This is a genomic window from Microcystis sp. M53603_WE2, from assembly GCF_030065435.1.
In genome coordinates, this window is the sequence record NZ_JASJFF010000290.1 from 1 (window position 1) to 3,712 (window position 3,712).

Below are 3,712 nucleotides of genomic sequence, written 5' to 3' on the forward strand. Positions count from 1 at the left end.
ATTCTGGCTGCCGTCGCTATGGAGTTCAAAACCGAGAATGTTATCTTTTGTATCATTTGCTTGACAAAGAACCGCCCCTGCCCCATCACCAAAGAGGACACAGGTAGCGCGATCGTTCCAATCCACCCAACGGGAGAGAACATCGGCCCCGATAACCAAGACATTGCGGTAAGTATCAGTACGGATAAACTGGGTGGCGGTGACTAATGCCACCAGAAAACCCGAACAGGCGGCGGTGAGATCAAAAGCGATCGCCCGATTGGCCCCGATCTGACTTTGCACTTGGGCAGCGCTACCGAACAGATCATCGGGGGTAGAAGTAGCCAAAAGAATCAGATCGATGTCCCTAGGCGACACCTGAGCCATTTCCAGGGCCTTAATCGCCGCTTGGGCTGCTAATTGGCTCAAAGACACCGATCGATCCGCTAAATGGCGTTTACCGATGCCTGTACGACTTTTAATCCACTCATCGGAAGTCTCGACAATTTGGCTGAGTTCTTCATTACTAAGAAATTGCCCTGGTGTGGCCGATCCACAACCAGTAATGACGACTGCTGCCCCGAATCCGTTCAAAATATTCCCCCCCCTTTCAGTGATCGGTTATCAGTGATCAGTTATCAGTTATCAGTTATCAGTGGCAAGTGGCAAGTGGCAAGTGGCAAGTGGGGAAGTGGGGAAGTGGGGAAGTGGAGCATTTGGCTGAAATTTCCCTAAACCCCTAAACCCCTAAACCCCTAAACCCCTAAACCCCTATCTCCTGTCTCCTTTCTCCTGACTCCCGACGACCGACGGCTTCAAGATGGCTGACGGCTTAATCTTCACCGTTCACCGACAACTTTTTTAATTGATGATGGTGGTCATTGTAGGCTTGAATGCGCTCAGAAACGCGATTATCGACGGCATTTTTCGCCTGTCGGATGGCGTTAAAAATCGAAGGCGCTTGGGAACTGCCGTGACTGATCACACAGACCCCATCGACTCCAAATAACAGCGCGCCACCGTGTTCTGCGTGATCCATGCGTTGTTTAATCTGTTTAAGATTGGGTTTAATTAAAGCCGTCCCGACTTTACCCTGTATCCCCCTAGGTAATTCCTCTTTGAGAATTTGTAGGATAACTCCTCCCACCGCTTCGGCAAATTTTAACAGGACATTACCGACAAAACCATCGCAGACGATCACATCGAATTGTCCCGATAGCACATCCCGGCCCTCAGCATTGCCGATAAAGGGAATTTGCTGGTTATTTTCCAATAATTCGTAGGTTTTTAGGGCGAGATCGTTACCTTTGCTGGGTTCTTCGCCGATATTGAGCAAACCGACTTTCGGTTCTTCAACCCCCATAACGTATTTACTGTAAATTGTCCCCATTAGGGCAAACTGCTCTAAATATTTGGGTTTACAGTCCACATTCGCCCCGACATCGAGGATAATCACCGATTTACCCGCCAACATCGTCGGCAGCACCGCACCGATCGCCGGGCGAGCGATTCCTTTTAAACGACCTAAACGCAGTAACGCCGCCGCCATGGCTGCCCCGGAGTGACCGGCGGCCACCACCGCGTCGGCGCGATTTTGTTTGACTAAATCCATGGCCACATTAATCGAGGCCGCCGGTTTGCGACGGATAGCGGTGATCGGCTCTTCGTCCATGGCCACCACTTCCTCTGCGTGGACGATCGTGAGATTCTTGGGACGGGGATGATGCTGGAAATAAGCCTCAATCCGTTCAGAATCGCCGACTAATAATACTTCTACATCTAATTCTTCGGAAGCTCGCATCGATCCCGCGATAATCTCGTTGGGAGCGTAGTCACCTCCCATCGCATCTACCGCGATTCTTGCCCGATTTAATGCCGTTTCTGCCATTGAGTCAGTGGGATAGAAATCTTTAATAAGTTGAGCGGCAGCTCTTGACAAAAGCTGGCCGATCGAGGATTAGTGTTTTCTGATCGAGCAATTGTTAAAAATTACCAATCATTTCTATACAATAAGGCATCATTGCGATTAAGGAAAAGATGTTCTCAGTTTTTAATTTAGCAGTTTTCGGCTTTCTCTTCGGTTGGCTGGGGGGGCAATCCCAACCGATCGCCAATATTCCCCTAATTTCTTGGCAAAATCAACCTATTTTCCACCTTCCCACCGCTCCCGATCCCCGGGTGGCGGCGATCGTGGCCGATTATCTGCAAGACTTGACTAAAAAAGGTTTAAACTCTAGTCAACAACGGGTCTTAATTGAGACGGAATGGGCTGATTTAGCTGATCATCAGGGTAATCTGCCTGCTTCGGGGGCCTCTTTAACTAAAATCGCCACTACTCTCGCCGCCGTGGAAACCTGGCCTCTCGATCATCGTTTTGCTACTCGTTTTTACAGCACGGGAGAGGTAAAAAACGGGGTGTTAGAGGGAGATTTAATTATTGAAGGGCAAGGGGATCCTCTGTTTGTCTGGGAAGAAGCGATCGCAGTGGGCAATGGCCTCGATCAATTAGGCATCCGTCAGGTCAAAGGCGATCTGATCGTTACGGGTAAATTCGCCATGAATTTTCAAACCGATCCCCTCAAAGCGGGAGAATCGCTGAAAATTGGGCTTGATCAATCGAAATGGTCAAAAGAAACCCAAAAAGCTTTTCAGAGCCTTCCTAGCGGCACACAAGCCCCACAGGTGAAGATTTTGGGCATGGTTCGAGCCAGTCAAATTCGCCCCGAAAATGCCCGATTATTATTGCGTCATCAGTCCTTAACTTTAACGGAACTGTTGCGTCAGATGAATATTTATAGTAATAACGTCATGTCAGAAATGTTAGCGGAGCTGCTCGGTGGTCCGGCAGCAGTGGACGCAATTAATACTAAAATTACCGGGGTAGGAGCGGAAGAAATTCAATTAATTAATGGTTCGGGATTGGGTGTAGAAAATCGCTTGTCTCCCCGGGCAGTTATTGAGATTCTCAAGGCCTTGGATCGCAAGTTAGCCAATCAACCGATCAAAGTCGCTGATTTATTTCCGGTGGGGGGACGCGATACCAAAGGAACTATGCAGTGGCGCGCCATTCCCAAAGGAGTGATGATTAAAACTGGAACTTTAGCCCAAGTTAGCGCCTTAGCCGGAGAAATTCCCACCCAAGAAAGGGGTAAAGTTTGGTTTGTAATTATGAATGCTGGTAGTAGCAATATCGAGGGATTCAGAAATCAGCAGGATCGGGTGTTACAAGCTTTAGATCAACACTGGCAAATTCTCCCGGAAGCCACTAAAGGATCGATTTCTGAAAGAGCCTTTCTAGGTGATCCCAGTCGGGTAAGTCAGGGTTTCTAAGGGGTTGATATCAACTTGACAATCAAATTTAGTTTGGTGGTGAGGAACTTTAGCAAGGTCTTATATTCACTTTTGTCGATAAGCTGACTACTTTTCTGCCATTTTCTCCTTGTCTTTGCTGCCAATCGGTAAACAAATCATAGTGACAAAATTTTGCCAGTTTTTCCCGAAATTGAGCAAAGGATGTGATGTGTGGTTAAACGGGGTGCATCTCACCTTTGCAGAAATACCGACAATCAGCAATTATCAGTGACTCTTAAAATAATTAGGGTCTGCTGAATAAATCTAAAAACCTTGTTGGATAAGACTTTTGGACTTTTTTCCCCTCAAAAAGTGCCAGCCATTGCGGGGATCGGGGGGAAAATTCCTGGACTTTTTCCCTGAAAATTAGGTAGTTGACCAC

General features: G+C 47.7%; 3 protein-coding genes. 1 reads left to right on the forward strand and 2 read right to left on the reverse strand.

All coding sequences use genetic code 11. The annotated features are described in order from the left end of the window. Both PX481_RS06310 and plsX read right to left on the reverse strand, forming a co-directional pair. On the reverse strand, positions 1–573 hold a 573-nt coding region (locus PX481_RS06310), incomplete at its 3' end, for a beta-ketoacyl-ACP synthase 3 (RefSeq protein WP_288094018.1). A 238-nt stretch (positions 574–811) separates the two neighbouring features. Then, a complete protein-coding gene (plsX, locus tag PX481_RS06315; RefSeq protein ID WP_002759236.1) occupies positions 812–1,867 on the reverse strand; it encodes a phosphate acyltransferase PlsX in 1,056 nt (351 codons plus the stop codon). 149 nt (positions 1,868–2,016) lie between these two features. Here plsX and PX481_RS06320 point away from each other — a divergent pair, with 149 nt between their 5' ends. After that, positions 2,017–3,309 carry a D-alanyl-D-alanine carboxypeptidase gene (locus PX481_RS06320; protein ID WP_288094020.1) on the forward strand — a complete coding sequence of 431 codons (1,293 nt, stop codon included), beginning with the start codon at positions 2,017–2,019 and terminating at the stop codon, positions 3,307–3,309. Positions 3,310–3,712: the final 403 nt, after the last annotated feature.